Annotated in this window: 17 protein-coding genes and 1 pseudogene; 4 read left to right on the top strand and 14 right to left on the bottom strand. The window is 41.4% G+C overall.

The window, feature by feature from the left end; translation table 11 throughout:
- Nucleotides 1–32 precede the first annotated feature (32 nt).
- The 4 genes from nusG to pbp2a all read right to left on the bottom strand — a co-directional run bounded on the left by nusG (nt 33) and on the right by pbp2a (nt 3,486).
- Complete coding sequence (nusG, locus tag SSAL8618_RS01415) at nt 33–572, bottom strand: transcription termination/antitermination protein NusG (RefSeq protein WP_002883644.1); 540 nt, start codon at nt 570–572, stop codon at nt 33–35.
- Nucleotides 573–772: 200 nt separating this feature from the next.
- Nucleotides 773–949 carry a preprotein translocase subunit SecE gene (gene secE, locus SSAL8618_RS01410; protein WP_002883656.1) on the bottom strand — a complete coding sequence of 59 codons (177 nt, stop codon included), beginning with the start codon at nt 947–949 and terminating at the stop codon, nt 773–775.
- An 8-nt stretch (nt 950–957) separates the two neighbouring features.
- Entirely contained in the window at nt 958–1,110 is a 153-nt protein-coding gene (gene rpmG / locus SSAL8618_RS10280) for a 50S ribosomal protein L33 (RefSeq protein ID WP_002886472.1), read from the bottom strand.
- 48 nt (nt 1,111–1,158) lie between these two features.
- On the bottom strand, nt 1,159–3,486 hold the full coding sequence (pbp2a, locus tag SSAL8618_RS01405; protein WP_038675226.1) for a penicillin-binding protein PBP2A: 2,328 nt from the start codon (nt 3,484–3,486) through the stop codon (nt 1,159–1,161).
- A 65-nt stretch (nt 3,487–3,551) separates the two neighbouring features.
- Between pbp2a and SSAL8618_RS01400 the strand changes: the two genes are divergently transcribed.
- From SSAL8618_RS01400 to SSAL8618_RS01390, 4 genes are all read left to right on the top strand, one after another.
- Nucleotides 3,552–4,421, top strand: coding sequence for an RluA family pseudouridine synthase (locus SSAL8618_RS01400; protein WP_038675224.1), 870 nt, complete (start codon nt 3,552–3,554; stop codon nt 4,419–4,421).
- A gap of 184 nt (nt 4,422–4,605) precedes the next feature.
- Entirely contained in the window at nt 4,606–4,938 is a 333-nt protein-coding gene (locus tag SSAL8618_RS01395; RefSeq protein WP_002889819.1) for a TM2 domain-containing protein, read from the top strand.
- The gene (locus tag SSAL8618_RS10275; RefSeq protein WP_072903624.1) at nt 4,938–5,243 is read left to right on the top strand and encodes a DUF2752 domain-containing protein; all 306 of its coding nucleotides are present in this window, start codon (nt 4,938–4,940) and stop codon (nt 5,241–5,243) included. Before SSAL8618_RS01395 ends, SSAL8618_RS10275 begins: the two co-directional genes overlap by 1 nt.
- A gap of 90 nt (nt 5,244–5,333) precedes the next feature.
- A complete protein-coding gene (locus SSAL8618_RS01390; RefSeq protein ID WP_038675223.1) occupies nt 5,334–6,179 on the top strand; it encodes a superinfection immunity protein in 846 nt (281 codons plus the stop codon).
- Between the two features lie 83 nt (nt 6,180–6,262).
- On the opposite strand, the gene groL is transcribed toward SSAL8618_RS01390, so the two are convergent.
- The 10 genes and pseudogenes from groL to SSAL8618_RS01340 all read right to left on the bottom strand — a co-directional run bounded on the left by groL (nt 6,263) and on the right by SSAL8618_RS01340 (nt 17,685).
- Nucleotides 6,263–7,882, bottom strand: coding sequence for a chaperonin GroEL (gene groL / locus SSAL8618_RS01385; RefSeq protein ID WP_038675221.1), 1,620 nt, complete (start codon nt 7,880–7,882; stop codon nt 6,263–6,265).
- A gap of 44 nt (nt 7,883–7,926) precedes the next feature.
- Nucleotides 7,927–8,215: pseudogene (gene groES / locus SSAL8618_RS01380) on the bottom strand (co-chaperone GroES).
- Between the two features lie 167 nt (nt 8,216–8,382).
- Nucleotides 8,383–9,186: an ABC transporter ATP-binding protein gene (locus tag SSAL8618_RS01375; protein ID WP_002883592.1), complete on the bottom strand. Its 804-nt coding sequence runs from the start codon at nt 9,184–9,186 to the stop codon at nt 8,383–8,385.
- Nucleotides 9,186–11,126 carry an ABC transporter substrate binding protein gene (locus SSAL8618_RS01370; protein WP_038675218.1) on the bottom strand — a complete coding sequence of 647 codons (1,941 nt, stop codon included), beginning with the start codon at nt 11,124–11,126 and terminating at the stop codon, nt 9,186–9,188. Before SSAL8618_RS01370 ends, SSAL8618_RS01375 begins: the two co-directional genes overlap by 1 nt.
- 481 nt (nt 11,127–11,607) lie before the next feature.
- On the bottom strand, nt 11,608–13,470 hold the full coding sequence (locus SSAL8618_RS01365) for a proline--tRNA ligase (RefSeq protein WP_126405083.1): 1,863 nt from the start codon (nt 13,468–13,470) through the stop codon (nt 11,608–11,610).
- Nucleotides 13,471–13,540: 70 nt separating this feature from the next.
- Nucleotides 13,541–14,803, bottom strand: coding sequence for an RIP metalloprotease RseP (gene rseP / locus SSAL8618_RS01360; protein WP_021143498.1), 1,263 nt, complete (start codon nt 14,801–14,803; stop codon nt 13,541–13,543).
- Nucleotides 14,804–14,819: 16 nt separating this feature from the next.
- Nucleotides 14,820–15,614 carry a phosphatidate cytidylyltransferase gene (locus tag SSAL8618_RS01355; protein ID WP_037610707.1) on the bottom strand — a complete coding sequence of 265 codons (795 nt, stop codon included), beginning with the start codon at nt 15,612–15,614 and terminating at the stop codon, nt 14,820–14,822.
- Nucleotides 15,615–15,626: 12 nt separating this feature from the next.
- A complete protein-coding gene (gene uppS / locus SSAL8618_RS01350; protein WP_002886457.1) occupies nt 15,627–16,376 on the bottom strand; it encodes an undecaprenyl pyrophosphate synthase in 750 nt (249 codons plus the stop codon).
- A 128-nt stretch (nt 16,377–16,504) separates the two neighbouring features.
- Entirely contained in the window at nt 16,505–16,843 is a 339-nt protein-coding gene (locus tag SSAL8618_RS01345) for a preprotein translocase subunit YajC (protein ID WP_038675213.1), read from the bottom strand.
- A gap of 125 nt (nt 16,844–16,968) precedes the next feature.
- Nucleotides 16,969–17,685 (bottom strand): YebC/PmpR family DNA-binding transcriptional regulator, encoded by a 717-nt coding sequence (locus SSAL8618_RS01340; RefSeq protein ID WP_002883635.1) that lies wholly within the window; start codon nt 17,683–17,685, stop codon nt 16,969–16,971.
- Between the last annotated feature and the right edge of the window lie 8 nt (nt 17,686–17,693).

Below are 17,693 nucleotides of genomic sequence, written 5' to 3'. Positions count from 1 at the left end.
AAGTCTCTTAGCCCAACCTCTTTTTATCTATCTTAAAGTTCAGCGATTTGGTAAAGTTCAAGTTCAGCAGCTGTTTCAGAACCAAACATGTTAATCATGATTTTAACCTTGTTGTTTTCAATTTCTACAACACGGCCTTCTTGACCCATAAAGGCACCATCGATGATTTGAACCACGTCACCAACCTTGATATTAGTATCAAAGACATCAACGGTTTGACCCATTGAAATCAAGATTTGACGGATTTCTTCTTCCAAAAGTGGTGTTGGTTTAGAACGGTTACCGTGAGAACCAACGAAACCAGTAACGTTCGGAGTATTACGGACAACGAACCAGGCTTCGTCTGTCATTACCATCTCAACAAGAACGTAACCAGGGAAGCGGTTTTCTTCCACTTCTTTAACTTTACCGTTTTTCTCAACATTGACCGTTTGAGTTGGGATTTCAACACGCAAGATATTTTCAAGCATGTTATAAGTTTGGGCACGTTGCAAAAGGTTTTCTTTAACTTTGTTTTCGTATCCTGAATAGGTTTGAAGGACGAACCAGCCCTTGTCGAATGAATCTAGCATTTTAGGATTCCTTTCTTTTTTCTAAATGACATTTAAACACCTTTGGCTAGCTATCTTCTAGATGCGAGTGTTAAATGTCAATGAATGTCTATGGTTTAATTCAAAGCGTAATAAAAAAGCCTGGTGGCCCTCGTTCTCGCTTTTATCTGCATTTATTATAACAAAAAAGAGCAGGCATTCCCACTCTTTTTGTGTTTTCTTTAGAAAAAGTTAATCAGTGCTGACATAGCGCGACTCAACAATTCATCAAACGCATAGATGATGACAGTGAAGAACGCAGTATACTCAAGAACTGAAATAAAATCATGCCAGCGTTGTTTACGGTCTGGCCAAGTCGTGTCTTTCAAGACTTTGAAAATACTTCCAGTTTGTCTCACGGTGTCTCCTATCTTGTTTCCTTATGCAAGGTGTATTTTTTACAATGTTTACAAAATTTGTTAACTTCTAGTCGTGTTGGTTTGGGAGTGCTACTCACATTAATTGAGTAGTTTCGGCTCCCACATTCAGCACACGCTAGGCTTGCTTTTTTCTGTGCCATAACGCCTCCGTTCTTTTTATCTTACCACTTTTAAATGCAATTGACAAGCTATCTGAATAGACCTGAGAAGGAGTCTGTAATCTTATCCCAAAGGCTGCTTGCCTGATCTTTAACGTCATTCACAACGTCTGATGCCTTGTCTGTCCATGACTTGTTACTGCTATTGCGCGAGTCATTTGGATCTGCCGTATAGTCTAGTGTTTGACCATCAGCTGCATAGGCATTTTCAACGGTAAACTCAGTACCTGGTGTATTTGGCAAAACATCCGCAGCGATGTAGCTGAAAATCGTCGAAGCTGTTCCCGAGCTAGCCCCTGTTAGGTAGTGACTCTCGTCAGTCTTATCAAAACCGATCCAGGTCGTCATAACCACATCAGGAGTATAACCAATCACCCACTGGTCACTAGTCAAATCCTTGTTAAATTCAGCCTGAACAGTACCTGTCTTACCTGCCATAGTATAACCTGTGTAGTTGGCATTCACAGCAGAACCATTTGAGAAGGTACCAAGCATCATGCTGGTCATCTGGTTAGCTACTGACTGGCTGATAACACGTTTAGACTTCTTACTATGGGTAGCAATAATGTCACCACTGGCATTTTCAATTTTAGTGATGAAATAAGCCGTGTTCATCTCACCACCATTAGCAAAGGTCGCATAAGCCTGAGCCATTTGAAGAGGACTAGCTGTCACACCACCACCAAGTGAAATTCCCAGTTCTTCTGGAACATTGTCAAAGTTGAGACCGAATTTTTGACCGTAACTGATCCCTTTTTGAATACCGATTTGATTAAAGAGGTAAACTGCTGGGATATTGTAGGAGTTGGCCAAAGCTTGATACATGGGCACATCCTCTGTCTCAACACCACCGTAGTTGGTTGGGGTATAGCCATTATAGTCGATTGGTTTATTCGGAAGATCCTTATTGATGCTCCATCCTGAAGCCAGAGCTGGTGCATAGACCACTAAAGGTTTGATAGTTGAACCAGGACTACGCTTCCCTTGAGTTGCATAGTTAAAGTTACGGAAGGTTGTATCACTGGTACCACCTACACGACCTACCAGACCGCGGACAGCTCCAGTTGTTGGATCAAGTGCCACACTAGCTGACTGAGCTGTACTACCATCACTTTCTGATGTAGGGAAGAGATAGGTATTTTCGTAGGTTTGCTGCATGTTAGCTTGTGAGTTGGCATCCATCTCTGTGTAGATTTTGTAGCCATTTTTAACGATTTCATCCTCACTCAAGCCATAAGTTTTCGTAGCTTCTTCAATGACGGCATCAAAGTAAGACGGATACTTGTAGTCATCGCCAGTCCCTTGATAGGTATCATCCAGACGACTAGCCATATCAACTCCAGCCGCACTGTCGGCATCTGCCTGACTCAACTTCTTGTCATCAACCATATTGGCGAGGACAGTGTTTCTACGGTTGGTCGCATTTTTGATATTATCAATTGGGTTGTAAATTTCAGGTCCCTTAAGCATACCAGCGAGGGTCGCTGCTTCATCAACGGTTAGATTGGCAGCACTTGTCCCGAAGTATTTTTGACTAGCATCTTCAACACCCCAAACCCCATTGCCGAAGTAGGCATTATTGAGGTACATGGTAAGTATTTCTTGCTTGCTGTATTTCTTGGTTAATTCCAAAGAGAGGAAGAATTCCTTGGCCTTACGAGTGACTGTCTGTTCTTGTGTCAAGAAGGCATTTTTAGCCAACTGTTGGGTAATGGTCGAGCCACCACCAAAGCGTCCCATAGATACAATGGCCAAGAGGAATCGCTTGACGTTAACCCCGCTATTTTCATAGAAGGTACGGTCCTCAGTTGCAATAACAGCATTCTCCAGGCTATCACTAATGGCATCCAGCTCCACATAAGTCCCTTTTTGCCCTGACAAAGAACCAGCTTGATTGCCTTCTTTGTCATAGATAACCGTAGTTGCTTTCAAGGCATCTTGAAGATCTGAAACATTGGTCGTCTTGGCAATATAGAAAAGGTAGGAACCTACTGTCAGAACCAACATAGCTACCAAGATAAAGAGAATTTTACCAATATGATAACGACGCCAGAAACGACGAATAGGATTTCTTGGCGAAAGTGTAAACTTGCTCAAGAACGCCTGAACCTTACCTAAAGGTTGGGTCGTATCAATAGGTTTCTTTTGCTTAGAACGTTGATAACGTGACGTCTCTTGACTTTCCTGAGACATATCTAAGTCTTCAACGGCTTGTTCAACCTCATCAGGTTTCTTAGCAAAGAGTCCCTTTATCTTATTTTGTAAATTCTTCGATTTTTCAGCAGGCTGGGAATCCTTGCCCTTTCCGCTATTTTCTTCTTTAAAAAGTTTGTTTTTTAGATTATCAAAAAATGTCATAACCCTATTATACCAAGTTTTTACAGATTCTGTCCTCTTTTAAACGTTCATGATATAATGAAACCATGACTTTACACGTAGAAATTATCAATCCCTATCCTGTAACAACCGTCAAAGACTTGCTCGAAACTAAGCTCCTCATTCCTCGTAAGATTCGTCATTTCCTACGCACGAAAAAGCACGTCCTCATCAATGGAGAGACTATTAATTGGCAGAGTCCTGTTGAAAAAGGTGATAAGATTAGCCTGACCTTTGATACAGAGGACTACCCTGAAAAAATTATCCCTATGGGAAATGCCAGTTTAGTAGAACCTCTCTATGAAGATCAGCATCTCATCGTGGTCAATAAACCTGAAGGAATGAAAACACATGGTAATGAACCCACAGAAATTGCTCTACTTAACCATGTTTCGGCCTATTGTGGGCAAACCTGTTACGTCGTTCATCGACTAGACATGGAAACTAGTGGGGCTGTACTCTTCGCAAAAAATCCGTTTATCCTGCCAATTCTCAATAGACTCTTGGAAGATAAGAAGATTCAGCGTCAATACTGGGCTTTGGCTGAAGGTAAATTTCAGACCAAGGAGACTGTGTACAAAGACAAGATTGGACGCGACCGCCATGACCGTAGAAAACGAGTGGTTGATCCTAGAAAAGGGCAGGTTGCCTATACAACCATCACGCGCCTCAAAGCCTTCAAAGGAGCTAGTCTGGTCAACTGTCAACTAAAAACCGGTCGGACCCACCAAATTCGTGTGCATCTGGCCCACCATGGGCATGCCATTCTGGGGGACCCTCTTTATAGCCACCGCCCCGCATCTCGACTCATGCTCCACGCTCACACTCTTAGTTTCACCCATCCCTTAACACTCGACAAAATCACTGTTAAGGCCAGCTCAGACAGTTTTGAACAAGGGTTAAAAAATCACAAATAATAGAAGTAGGCTCATTCTCAAGCATAGTGCGAAAGGATTATCCTAATGATCCTCTAGTTATGACACAGTGGAAGCTTGCAAATAAGTTGCTTTTATTAACTTCAAAAGCCTTGACCGCCTTGAATCTCCCTTTACAATATGTTATCCTTTACATATCATTTAAAATTTGAGGGGTATTTAATTTATGAATCCAGTCGATCAATGGCTAGCAATTAACGCCAAGTATTTCCCAACAGAACAAGTTCAGTACATCCGCCAACGTCTTGAGGCACTTCCTGAACAACAACTTTCAATGCTTTACTCGATCAGCTTCCAAGATCCTACGATGATGCTTGTCATCTCACTTTTTGGTGGTTCTCTTGGAATCGACCGCTTTATTTTGGGACAAGTTGGTCTTGGTGTTGGTAAACTTTTGACATGTGGTGGATGTGGTATCTGGTCAATCGTTGACTGGTTCCTTATCATGGATGCTACTCGCCAATCAAACGCTCAAAAACTCTTTGCAGTTATTGGCTAATGAAAAACTATTTTACACGCTTGTGGGCCTACCACCAGCGTTTTTTTAGATTATATCTCTTAGTTTCAGTGGCAGTTTATGGAGTCTACCTTTTACATCTTCCAACACCACTCAGTTTAATCCTAAGACCATTTGGCCTTAAAGGTTGGAGCGCAGGCCTAACACGCGCTAGTGTTAGACTCTTACACCTAGATTGGCAAGGAGCCTGGGACTATAATCCACTGATATATCCTCTAGTGGTCTATATCCTAACCTATTTCTTTCTCTTTCCCATCTTCAGTGTAAAGAAGATTATAAGGAAATAAAGTAAAGACTCCCATTGCGGTCCCCTTACACTATTGATATAATTGTAATTGTCAACATTTTTATAATCAAGATCTCTGGAGGTTATACACATGAAGCAACAAGATTGGATCGATTTTTTCCAAGCAGTTAATGGTCGTAATCCAAGTATTCAAGAAATGGCTGAAGCAGCTCAGAAAGGCGAGTTTGTCCGAGAAACTCCCAAACAAACTGTCGAAGTAACAGAAACTGTCTCACAAAAAGAGACTGTAGAAACTAAGCAAGATTCAAAGGTTGTTGAACCAGTAGAATCTGCACCATCAACAGAGGTTGTAGAAACTGCCGAAAAAGATGTTGACAGCTATGATGTTGCTGAAGAGCCACTCACTAACTCTATGGTAGATGAAGAAGAGACTTTCCAAGCAACTAACCTAGCTCAAGAAAATCAATCAAAGACCTTCCAGGAACAAGTTAAACCTGTTGTAGAAACTGCCAGTCAGACTGTTAACCAATTTGCGAATCAAACTGGTGAAACTTTCCAACAAGCAAGCAAAAATCTAAATGAAACTTGGAAGAAACAAGACAAGAAAACCCAAACAAACCTCATCATGTTAGCCGTCGCTTCCATCCCAGCTATCCTCTGGGCTCTTGGAATGATACTCTTAGGAATTGCCAGTGATGATCTTAGTGCCGGATTGATCACGGCTCTTCTCTCCGTCATCATTAATTTCCCCTTGGTTGTACTTCTTATATTACCAGCTCTTCTAAATAAAACAGATAAAAAATGGCCAATCTTTATCCTATCCTTTCTTCTAGGCTGGACATTCATCGGTTGGATCATCCTTCTTGCTGTTTCTATCAATACGAATAAGGAAGCAGAACGCATTAGACAACAACAAATGATGATGCAAATGGCAGGTCAACAAGGAAGTTCTGATACATTTAACCCTTTTCAGTAATTAACAACAAATAAATGAAAAAAAGAAAACCCAGAAAAAGTTTCTCAACTTTTCCTAGGTTTTTTCTTTTGCTTTTTAAACTCTTAGTAGCCCATCATTCCTGGATCCATAGCTGGTGCTGCTGGAGCTTCTGGTTCAGGTTTGTTGGCAACGACTGCTTCAGTTGTCAAGATAAGACTAGCTACAGAAGCGGCATTTTGGAGAGCAGAACGTGTGACCTTAACTGGATCAATGATTCCTGCTTCGACCATATCTACCCATTCACCGTTAGCAGCGTTAAAGCCTGTACCAACTGGGCTGTTCTTCAATTTATCGATGATAACTGAACCTTCATAACCAGCGTTATAAGCAATTTGACGAACTGGTTCTTCCAAGGCACGGAGGACAATGTTACGTCCTGTAGCGTCGTCACCTTCAAGATCAAGTTCAGCAACCTTAGCAATGACGTTAACAAGGGCTGTACCACCACCTGCTACGATACCTTCTTCAACAGCGGCACGAGTAGCGTTAAGGGCATCTTCGATACGAAGTTTCATTTCTTTAAGGGCTGTTTCAGTGGCCGCACCAACCTTAACAACTGCAACCCCACCTGACAATTTAGCCAAACGTTCTTGAAGTTTTTCACGGTCAAATTCAGATGTTGTTGTTTCCAATTGAGACTTGATGAGGTTAACACGGTTAGCAATCGCTTCTGTGCTTCCTGCACCTTCAACGATAACTGTGCTATCTTTATCCACAGTTACTTTCGAAGCTTGACCAAGTGCTGCCATAGTTGCATCCTTAAGTTCAAGACCAAGATCTTCAGTAATGACAGTTGCTCCTGTCAATACGGCAATGTCTTCCAACATGGCTTTACGACGGTCACCAAAGCCAGGTGCCTTAACAGCAACGACATTGAAAGTTCCACGAATCTTGTTAAGAACAAGTGTAGGAAGAGCTTCACCATCCACATCATCAGCAATGATCAAGAGTGGACGGCTTGTCTTAAGCACTTCTTCCAAGAGTGGAAGGACATCCTGAATATTTGAAATTTTCTTGTCAGTCACAAGGATAAATGGATTTTCAAGGTCAGCGACCATTTTTTCATTATCAGTAACCATGTACTGAGAAAGATAACCACGGTCAAACTGCATACCTTCAACCACTTCGAGTTCAGTCTCCATACCACGAGACTCTTCAATAGTGATAACACCGTCATTACCAACGCGTTCCATAGCTTCTGAAATGTATTCACCAACTTTTTCAGAACGTGATGAAACCGCTGCGACTTGGGCAATGGCTTCCTTATTAGCAACTGGTTGTGCAATAGCTTTAAGCTCTTCAACCGCTGTAGCTACAGCTGCTTCAATCCCACGACGGATACCGATTGGATTAGCACCAGCCGTTACATTTTTAAGACCTTCACGGACGATAGCCTGTGTCAAAACAGTGGCTGTAGTTGTTCCGTCACCTGCAATATCGTTCGTTTTTGAAGCCACTTCGCTGACAAGCTTAGCACCCATATTTTCAAAGTGATCTTCGAGTTCAATTTCTTTAGCAATTGTCACACCATCATTAGTGATAAGAGGTGAGCCAAAAGCTTTTTCCAAAACCACGTTACGACCTTTAGGACCAAGCGTTACCTTAACTGTATCAGCCAAAGTATCAACACCACGGACCATTGCTGCGCGTGCATCTGATGAAAATTTAATATCTTTTGCCATAGTTACTCCTTCTTTATCTTACTTTATATCTGATTAGCATAGACCTAAGCTAGGACTGCTAAAATATCTGCTTCACGGATAATTGAAACGGAATCATCTCCGTCTTTAACATTGACACCTGCACCATTTTCAACAAGAACTTTATCGCCTGCTGCAACACTAAGTGCAATCAATTCACCAGTAAGAGTACGGATTCCTTCACCTACTGCCAAAACCTCAGCAGTCTTTGTAGCTTCATGACTAGCTCCTGCCAATACAAAGCCACTAGCTGTTTTTTTCTTCTGTTTCTTCAAAATGGACAACGATACGATCGCCCAATGGTTTCAATGCCATACCAATTACCTCCAAATGTTATTTGTTATTAGTAACGTGTGAAACGTTATTTTTAGCACTCATAAACTATGAGTGCTAATCCATATATTTATTTTAGCACTTGGTCAAAAATAGTCAAGAAAAAACTACCCAAAATCTGAACTTTGGATAGTTTCTTTTTTTGTTTATTAACCGAGCACCAAGGCATCGTCATTGAGGACTTGTCCACTATTTTTGTGGAAGAGGTCCATAAGTTCTGCAACAGTGAGGTTTTTCTTTTCCTCACCTCGCACATCGACGACGATTTTTCCGTGATAGAGCATGACTAGACGGTTCCCATATTCGATAGCATGTTCCATATTATGGGTAATCATAAGGGTTGTCAATTCTTGTTCTTCAACGATCTTACGTGTCAAATTCATGACCATATCACTTGTCTTAGGATCTAGGGCTGCTGTATGTTCATCCAAAAGCAAGATTTTTGGACGCACCAAGGTTGCCATAGCAAGTGTCAAGGCCTGACGTTGTCCACCTGACAAGAAATTAGCATCAGTCTTCATACGATTCTCAAGACCAAGACCAAGATCTACCAAGGCTTCCTTGAAGACTTGACGTTCGCTTTCAGTGATAGACTTTTTAAAAAAGCTACGTTTCTTACCACGACGATAGGCAATCGCCATATTTTCTTCGATAGAAAGGTTTGTCGCTGTCCCCATTCGAGGATCTTGGAAAACACGACTAATGTCTTTAGAGCGCTCATCTACAGATGCTTTCTTAATAGATTGCCCCTCCAACAAGATATCCCCCTCATCAATACTAAGAACACCAGCAATTGAATTCATCAAGGTTGATTTACCAGCACCATTTCCCCCAATGACAGAGATAAAATCTCCCTGCTCAATGTCGAGATCCAAACCACGAAGGACGTGATTTTCATTGACTGTGCCTTTTTCAAAGGTTTTGTGAATCTGTTGTAAACTAAGTAAAGCCATTACTTGTCACCTCCTGGAGTCAAGGATTTATTAGGTCTGATTTTCAATTTTTGTCGTACTTCTGGCACATAAAGGATGATTGCAAGCAAGATGGCTGAAGCCAATTTCAACATTTGAGCATCAACATTCATGGCAAGGATAATAACCAAGACCAAACGGTAGAGAACAGCACCTACGACAATTGACCAGAGGCGTTTGCCAAGTGGTAGATACTTGACGATAACTTCAGCCAAGATAATTGCAGCCAAGCCATTTACGATTGTACCAGTACCCATATTCATATCCGCATAGCCATTGTTTTGAGCTAGGAGGGCACCTGATAGGGCAATCAAACCATTGGAAATCATGTAGCCAAGAATCTTCATACGGTCAACCTTGATACCATTGGCTTCACCCATGGCAAGGTTATCACCTGTCGCACGAAGGGCCAGACCAACCTGCGTATTAAGGAGGACAACCAACATAAACACTACCAGACTAACAAAAATCAGTCCTAATAGAATCACACCATTCAGCTTAGACAAACCAAGCCCCGTCACCATAGTTACTAGCGTATTATGTCCTGATAGAGAGACATTGGCACTTCCAAGAACCAAAAGGTTAACGGAATAGAGCCCCGTTAAGGTAATAATCCCTGTTAAAAGTGCTGGTATCTTCATTTTCGTATGCATAAAGCCAGACACAGCTCCAGCAAGCATACCAGCCACAAAACCACCTAAAGTCGCAAAGATTGGGTTGATTCCACGGATAATCATGATAGTTGTCGTAGCAGCACCAAGTGGGAAAGCCCCTTCAGCTGTCAAATCAGCAAGGTCCAAAATACGGAATGTAATGAAGACCCCAATAGCCATAATAGCCCAGAGAAGTCCCTGAGAAATGGCTGTTAGCACCACATTTGAAAATCCTTTTTTAGATGACTTATTAACCTTAAGCTTAATGACACCCTTATCTTTTTTAGCAATTGGTTTGTCATCTTGTGTTGATGCCTTAGATTCCTCGTCACTAATACTAGAAACATCAATGCCAAGTTCTTTAGCCATGTCATGGTTAACCACAACATTTAGGGTTTTAGGATACTCGGCATCGACATCCTTGACCTTCTCACCTCGGAGAACACGGCCTGCCAACTTACCTGTTTGACGTCCAAGCGCTTCATAGTTAGTTCCATAAGTGAACAGGACACCTTTTTCTACACTACCAGCGTCACTACCAACAACTGGAACCTTAGTCTCTTTAGAAAGATCTACCAAGGTATTAATAGCACTAACAATGGTATTGTCAGTTGGGATGAAGATGACTTCGGTCTGACTCATCAAGCTCTTGGCTGTATCTTGGATATCATTGGTTGATGAAATTCCTTTGATAACCGTTTCAATACCAGCTTCCTTGAAGTATTTCTTGGCTTCTTCAACCTGAACTTCTGAGTTACGCTCGCTGGTCGTGTACATAATCCCAACTTTTTTAGTGTTTGGAAGGACCTTTTTCAACAACTCGACTTGTTTGTTGATTGGTGACATGTCGCTTGTCCCTGTCACATTTCCTCCAACATTGTCCATAGACTTAACCAATTTAGCTGAAACTGGATCTGTAACAGCTGTAAAGAGAATTGGCTTGTCCTTTGTCAAACTACTCAAAGACTGGGCTGCTGGGGTTGCGATAGCTAACATGACATCATTATCTTCAATAAGCGACTGAGAAATCGTCTGCAAGTTAGACTGATCTCCTTGTGCATTCTGATAATCGATTTTGATGTTCTTACCGTCGACATAACCTTCCTCTTTGAGTTCTTCAATGAACCCTTTACGTGTCGCTGACAAGGAAGGATGTTCCACATATTGGAGCACACCGACGTGAACCAAATCTTTATTAGAAGCATTGGAACATGCTACCAAGAGGACAGCTGTAATAACAGCCATCATACTGACCAAGAATTTCTTCATCTTGTATACCTCTATTTTTTATTCTATCTATTTCCAATTTTCTGTCATCTTTTTTCCGAGATGATAGAGTCAAAAGAAAATTAAAAATAGACCACGGTATGAAAAAAACCAGTTAGGACAGGCCCAACTGGTTTTATGCATCTTGACTAGCACAGGCTAGCTTATGTCACCGGTTAGACCTATTCATCTAATCGGCTAATCCATCACAAAATGCTTTAGCTTCATAGATACAAACTGACTGACGCTTGTATCCTGAAACACAAACGTCCTATCTAAAGAAACTAAAGTAATAAAAAGCTTTAAGATTTCCCAAATGGGTCGCTTTGTTAAGCATGTGATGCCTCCGTAGTTATGATAGTTTTAAGTTTACACTATTTAGACAATTCTGTCAAATTGGAATTTACTCTCTTTTCTCTCAATTTATCATTGTCACTGCAAAAGAAAAATCTCTTCCTGCTCCTGCAAGAAAAGATTTTTTAGATTAAGCATCTTGTTCGGTTGTTAAGATAGCAAGTGTTTCAATCAAGTTATCGGCATTAACTTCAATAGTATCACCAGTTGCCTTGATTTTAACTTCGACAACACCTTCGCTGGCTTTTTTACCAACTGTCACACGAATTGGAAGTCCGATAAGGTCACTGTCAGAGAATTTAGAACCAACACGCTCATTACGATCATCTGTCAAGACATCATAGCCTTCAGCCATAAGAGCAGCTTCTAAACGTTCTGTCAAAGCATTGGCTTCCTCATCCTTAGTGTTAACTGTAATCAAGTGAACATCATACGGAGCCAATTCTTTAGGGAAGTTAATTCCCCATGCATAGCGGTACTGACCTTTTGGTGTCTTGTTAACAAAGAGACGTGCATGTTGTTCGATTACAGCTGACAAGATACGGCTAACACCGATACCGTAACATCCCATGATAATTGGAACAGCACGGCCATTTTCATCAAGAACATTAGCACCCATACTTTCAGAGTAACGTGTCCCAAGTTTAAAGATATGACCAATCTCGATACCACGCGCAAACTGAAGGACACCTTGACCATCTGGTGAAATTTCACCCTCTTTAACTTCACGAATATCCACGTATTCTGCCTTGAAGTCGCGCTCTGGGTTAACCCCTGTCAAGTGGTAACCATCTTCATTAGCTCCAACGACCGCATTAGCCACATCTTGAACCTTACGGTCCGCAACGATACGAACATTTTCAGGAAGGTTAACTGGACCAAGAGAACCGAAGTTAGCGCCAAAGACTTGACGTGCTTCATCTTCTGTAGCTGGTTCAAGGAAATCAGCAGCAAGGTAGTTTTTCAACTTCACATCGTTAACCTGATCATTACCGACAAGAAGAGCCACCACTGGTTCATCATCAGCAATGAAAAGCAAAGTCTTGACGGTTTGTTCTTCTGGAACATTCAAGAAAGCAGCAACTTCATCAATTGACTTGCAATCTGGTGTTTCAACACGAGTCACTTCTTCTTGAGTCACAACCTTAGTCGCTGGTGTGTAGGCATTTGTTGCCATCTCAAGGTTAGCTGCATAGCTTGACTCTGTAGAGTAGGCAATTGTGTCTTCACCAGATACCAACCATGATGTCAATTCTTTCTTGATTTCTTCCATGACATCTTCTGGAATCTCATCCAATGAAGCAATTGACTTGTCAAGAACTACCCAACGGTTGAGATCTGTACGCTCAGGAGTAACCGCCATGAATTCTTGAGAATCCTTACCACCCATGGCACCACCATCACCGATGATACCCTTAAATTCAAGGCCAGCACGTGTAAAGATAGCCTCATAAGCTTTACGGTAGTCTTCATAAGTGACATCCAAATCTTCATAGTTTTGGTGGAAACTATAAGCATCCTTCATGATAAATTCACGTGTACGAAGAAGACCGTTACGAGGACGTTTTTCATCACGGTATTTTGATTGGATTTGGTAGAGATTAAGTGGCAATTGTTTGTATGATTTAACCGCATCACGAACCAAGGCTGTAAACGTTTCTTCGTGAGTTGGACCGAGGATAAAGTCAGATTTATCACGGTTTTTAAGTTTATAAAGGTCTTCACCGTAAGTTTCATAACGGCCTGACTCACGCCACAAATCTGCTGTCAAAAGCGCTGGCGCCAACATTTCAACCGCACCGATTTTTTCAAACTCCTCACGCATGATGGTTTTGAATTTCTCGATAGCACGATTTGCCAATGGCATATAAGCATAAATACCAGCAGAAACCTGACGCACGTAACCCGCACGTACCATAAGGGCATGACTGATAACTTGAGCATCACTTGGCATTTCACGAAGTGTTGGAATCAACATTTTACTTTGTTTCATCATTTACATACTAAGGAGGCTGGCCCTTGGCTCAAGTCCCTTAGACTTCCTTTCGTTTCTTTGTTTCTAATTAAAAGAAAGCACGCATAATATCATTCCAAGTGACTGCAATCATAAGAACAACCATGATAGCAACACCTGCAAGTGTAATATAGCTTTCAATTTCTTGATTAAGTGGTTTACGACGAATGGCTTCAATAATATTCATAACAATTTTTCCACCGTCAAGGGCTGGAATTGGGATAAGATTGAAAATTCCCAAGTTAATTGAGAGCATCCCCATAAGGTTAAGAATGGAAATCAAGCCATTTTCTGAAGCCTGGGCAGACATCTGGAACATAGCAACCGGTCCACCAAGTTTATTCAAACTAAAGTTGGTGATAAGCCCCTTAAGTGCTACGAGAATTTTGAAGGCCCCTTCCCAAGCCATTTGGAAACCACCAAAAATCTTATCTTTAAGACTTGTTTTTAAAGCAGGAGAAACACCCAAAAAATAGCTACCTTGGTTCTCCTGAGGTTTAACAGAGATTGTTTCTTCCTGACCGTTACTTCTCTTAACTGTCACAGAAAGGCTGTCACCTTTGGAGAATTTTTGGGTATTCTCTGTCAATGCTTCCTTCAAGCTGTCCCAATCAGTAACCTTGTCCTTATTGATAGCCTCGATGGCATCACCATTTTTCAATCCTGCCACCTGAGCAGCGCCTCCATCGGCTACCTGGATACGGTTGGTCGATATATCTTGAACACCACCTTGAACAAAGGCTAAGATAATAAAGACAAGCACCCCAAGAATGAAGTTATTCATAGGACCAGCAAAGTTGGTAATTAAACGTCCCCAAATGCTTGCATTTTGATATTGGACATCCTTAGGAGCGATACGAAGTTCTGTACCATCCTCCTCAACGATAGTGGCATCATGATCAACCTCATAGGTCTTGGTCTCATCTAGGACTAGACCTGTAATGGTTAACTTATCTTCCAAATCATAGGCAGTGACGTTCATAGGCAAAGCCGTCTGGTCAACCTGGCGATCCGAAAGGTTGATACGTCTTACCTTACCATCTGATCCAATCGTTAGACTGGCAGGGCTACCTGTTTTAATCTCAGTTGTATCTTCACCCCAACCAGCCATACGGACATAACCACCCAAAGGGAGGATACGGATAGTATAAACGGTACCATCCTTACCTGTATGTGCAAAAATTTTCGGTCCCATACCAATGGCAAATTCACGAACCAAAATTCCTGAGCGTTTGGCGAAAAAGAAATGACCAAACTCATGGAAGACGACAATCACACAGAAAATCAGTAAAAAGGTAATAATAGCTTTCATCTAGACACCTCCACTCTTAAAAAAGTCCTAGGAAGTGCATGATTGGGAAAACGAAGATCCAGCTATCGCAACGGTCCAAAACACCACCGTGTCCAGGAATGAGATTGCCTGAGTCTTTAACGCCAAAGTGACGTTTAATAGCTGATTCAACCAAATCACCAAATTGACCAAAGATACTAAAGAGAATCGTACAGATAAGCAACCAGAAGAAGTTATGAGGGGCATAAACGCCGTGGTTAATCAAACCAAAGATAAGAGCCACAATGATTGCGGATAAGATACCACCGACACTACCCTCAATAGTCTTATTTGGTGATACTTTTGGCAATAGCTTATTCTGACCAAATTGACGACCAAAAAGGTAAGCTCCAATATCTGTTGCCCAAATAATAAAAAGGGCAAAGAGAACTTTTTCCCAACTATCCAAACGTGCCGCAATGAGATTTTGGAAACCAAAACCAACATAAAAGGCAGATGCGATTGGATAAGCTGCATCATCAAAAGAATAATGGTCGCTATTAAGGACAGTCCCCGCTAGAATCAAAAATGAAATAACAGCGAAACCTGTCACACTAGCATTTGTTGGAAGACTGATAAAATACTGATCAATCGGCACAGCCAAGATAAAAGCTGCCACCATTGATAAAATACCCTCGATAGAGAAAATCTCCAAGTGCTTCATGCGAAGCATCTCAGACACTGCAACCATGGCCATGGCTCCAACCAAAAGTTGGAAAGGAAGACCACCGATAAAGAGCAATGGGAGGAAAATGGCTGCTGCCACACCCCCACCAATTAAACGTTCTTGCATGAGAGGTCCTTTCTAGACACCACCGAAGCGACGGTGACGTTTATTGTAGTCAGAGATGGCTTGACGTAGCCCTTGTTGGTCAAAGTCTGGCCAGAAAACATCTGTGAAGTAAAACTCACTATAGGCAGATTGCCAAGGCAAGAAATTACTAAGACGAAGCTCGCCACTCGTACGGATAATCAAATCTGGATCACGGTAGAGGTAAGGCAATTTATCTGTCATCAAATGCTTAGCAATGAGATCTTCATCAATAGCTTCAGGACTGAGTTTGCCTGCTTCAACCTCTTTAGCAATCGCTTGAACTGCAGATACAATCTCCGCACGACCACCATAGTTCAGTGCAAAGTTGAGAACCAAACCGGAATTATGTTTTGTCTGCTCAACTGCCTTTTCAAGAGCATCTAAGGTTTCCTTAGGCAGACGACTGTTATCTCCGATTGTCAAAATACGAACATTGTTTTTGTCTAATTCTGGTACATACTTGTTAAAAAATTCAACTGGTAAATTCATGATGAATTTCACTTCATCTTGTGGGCGTGACCAGTTTTCAGTTGAGAAGGCATATACTGTCAATACCTTAACTCCAAGTTGTGACGCTTCGATAGTTACCTTTTGCAAGGCGTCCATCCCAGCCTTATGCCCCATCACACGTGGTTGTAGACGTTTTTTAGCCCAACGACCATTTCCATCCATAATAATACCGATATGGTTGGGAATATTGTCTAGAACCTCTTGATGAGATTTTTTTCTAAATTTAAACATGGAATATCCTCTAAATATAGTTTACCCTTTATTTTACCACATTTTCAGGGGTTCTGAACAGATTTTAATACCGATAAGATTAGAAAACGCAAAAAGACCAGGATTTAACCTAGTCTCAAATACACATCTTACTTTTCATCAGCAGATTCAATTGCTGAATCTTCTTCGATAATTGTCTTTTCAGTTGTTTCTGCTGTTTCTGTAGTTGGTGCTGGTGTGATTACTTTCATGATTGAACGACTCAAATCAAAGGTCAAGAAGACACCTTCTGCATCCAAAACGATACGGTTATTCTCTTTGTCAATCTCATCAACAATAGCAATCAAACCACCGATTGTTTCAACCTCAGCACCCTTCGCAAGGCCTGCAAAACGATCTTCCTGTGCCTTTGCTTGGCGACGACGGCTGAAAGCTACATAAGCAACAATTGCGACCACATAAATGGCCAAAACTAGCATCATATTCATATTTCGTATTCCTCCAATAATTCACTTGGCTACTACTATATCAGATTAAGTCAGGACAAGCAAGACAAATCCTTAGACAGACCACATAAAAACACTTTCCTTATGACGGAAAGTGCTGAATGAGACTACATATCTGCTACGTTGTGATATACCTTTTGAACATCATCGTCTGCTTCAAGCGCATCAATAAGTCCTTCGAAAACTTCAAGGTCTTCACCTTCAAGAGTAACCTCAGTTTGTGGAATCATTTCAAGTTCAGTCACTTGGAACTCTTCTTGTCCGTTAGCACGGAGAGCTTCCAAAGCTTTGTGAAGATCTGTTGGCTCAGTATAAACAGTGATAGTACCATCTTCTGCTTCTACATCTTCAACTTCTACATCTGCTTCAAGCAATTGTTCAAAGATTGCATCTGCATCTTCGCCTGCAAAAACGATAACACCTTTTTTATCAAACATGTATGAAACAGAACCTGAAGCACCCATGTTACCACCATTTTTACCAAAGGCAGTACGTACGTTAGCAGCTGTACGGTTAACGTTTGAAGTCAAAGTATCTACGATAATCATAGAACCATTTGGTCCAAAACCTTCATAACGTCCTTCAACGAAAGTTTCATCAGTGTTACCTTTAGCCTTATCAATGGCCTTATCAATAACGTGTTTTGGCACTTGCGCTTGTTTAGCACGCTCCAAAACAAATTTCAAAGCTGAGTTTGATTCTGGATCTGGTTCACCTTGTTTAGCAGCTACATAGATCTCAACACCAAACTTAGCGTAAACCTTAGAGTTTGCACCATCTTTAGCAGTTTTCTTAGCAACGATATTAGCCCATTTACGTCCCATGGGATTCA

Source organism: Streptococcus salivarius, from assembly GCF_000785515.1.
GTDB lineage: Bacteria > Bacillota > Bacilli > Lactobacillales > Streptococcaceae > Streptococcus > Streptococcus salivarius.
This window is presented reverse-complemented; position numbering and strand designations above follow the sequence as displayed.

Bases quoted from the DNA above. Each gene is read 5' to 3' on its own strand.
- rpmG (WP_002886472.1), bottom strand. From the start codon at position 1,110: ATGGCACAGAAAAAAGCAAGCCTAGCGTGTGCTGAATGTGGGAGCCGA.
- SSAL8618_RS01355 (WP_037610707.1), bottom strand. From the start codon at position 15,614: ATGCAAGAACGTTTAATTGGTGGGGGTGTGGCAGCAGCCATTTTCCTC.
- SSAL8618_RS01340 (WP_002883635.1), bottom strand. From the start codon at position 17,685: ATGGGACGTAAATGGGCTAATATCGTTGCTAAGAAAACTGCTAAAGAT.
- SSAL8618_RS01400 (WP_038675224.1), top strand. From the start codon at position 3,552: ATGACTTTACACGTAGAAATTATCAATCCCTATCCTGTAACAACCGTC.
- uppS (WP_002886457.1), bottom strand. From the start codon at position 16,376: ATGTTTAAATTTAGAAAAAAATCTCATCAAGAGGTTCTAGACAATATT.
- SSAL8618_RS01365 (WP_126405083.1), bottom strand. From the start codon at position 13,470: ATGAAACAAAGTAAAATGTTGATTCCAACACTTCGTGAAATGCCAAGT.
- SSAL8618_RS01375 (WP_002883592.1), bottom strand. From the start codon at position 9,186: ATGGCTTTACTTAGTTTACAACAGATTCACAAAACCTTTGAAAAAGGC.
- SSAL8618_RS01390 (WP_038675223.1), top strand. From the start codon at position 5,334: ATGAAGCAACAAGATTGGATCGATTTTTTCCAAGCAGTTAATGGTCGT.
- SSAL8618_RS01370 (WP_038675218.1), bottom strand. From the start codon at position 11,126: ATGAAGAAATTCTTGGTCAGTATGATGGCTGTTATTACAGCTGTCCTC.
- rseP (WP_021143498.1), bottom strand. From the start codon at position 14,803: ATGAAAGCTATTATTACCTTTTTACTGATTTTCTGTGTGATTGTCGTC.
- SSAL8618_RS01345 (WP_038675213.1), bottom strand. From the start codon at position 16,843: ATGAATATGATGCTAGTTTTGGCCATTTATGTGGTCGCAATTGTTGCT.
- pbp2a (WP_038675226.1), bottom strand. From the start codon at position 3,486: ATGACATTTTTTGATAATCTAAAAAACAAACTTTTTAAAGAAGAAAAT.
- SSAL8618_RS01395 (WP_002889819.1), top strand. From the start codon at position 4,606: ATGAATCCAGTCGATCAATGGCTAGCAATTAACGCCAAGTATTTCCCA.
- groL (WP_038675221.1), bottom strand. From the start codon at position 7,882: ATGGCAAAAGATATTAAATTTTCATCAGATGCACGCGCAGCAATGGTC.
- SSAL8618_RS10275 (WP_072903624.1), top strand. From the start codon at position 4,938: ATGAAAAACTATTTTACACGCTTGTGGGCCTACCACCAGCGTTTTTTT.
- nusG (WP_002883644.1), bottom strand. From the start codon at position 572: ATGCTAGATTCATTCGACAAGGGCTGGTTCGTCCTTCAAACCTATTCA.